1 protein-coding gene is annotated in these 521 nt (G+C 43.2%); it reads right to left on the minus strand.

Annotated features, from left to right (window positions below; all coding sequences use genetic code 11):
• Positions 1-521: restriction endonuclease subunit S domain-containing protein (locus tag WMO36_RS08325; RefSeq protein WP_349077279.1), on the minus strand; the 521-nt coding region annotated here is incomplete at both ends.

Below are 521 nucleotides of genomic sequence, written 5' to 3' on the forward strand. Positions count from 1 at the left end.
ATACTTACGCTGATGAAGGGTGATGAGGGAGTCCAGACGGGAGAAAAATGCTGAAATAACATACTGCTCTTCACGGCTGGGGAATGTGACCATCCCTTTCAAAGCGTTCTCCGCAGTAACCTTCATATCATTCTTTGCTCCCTTATTAACTAAGGGATGCATGTAATTATTCATCCGCTCATGCTGCTCAAAATATACTTGAATGAAATTGGCATAAACATTATCCCGCGGATGATAAATCGCGTACAGAGTTGAGACTATGCCCGGAATCCCCTTATTTACTTTGATAATCCCATATGGATTAGAGTTCAACGGGGACTTCGTATATACGACATCTCCGGTATTAACGACTCCATAATTCGAAACAGACGCTCCGGCAAATGAACGTCCTTGGAAGGTAATCTGATTTACCACGCCATACTCTCCAGAGACAGATAGGACGTCTTCCTTCCCGAATTTACCGTCAACATTTTTAGTAGTTGAAACAACGACGTAGTTTTCCAGCTTACGCTGTTCCCAAG

This window comes from Bifidobacterium hominis (assembly GCF_040095915.1).
GTDB classification, from domain to species: domain Bacteria; phylum Actinomycetota; class Actinomycetes; order Actinomycetales; family Bifidobacteriaceae; genus Bifidobacterium; species Bifidobacterium hominis.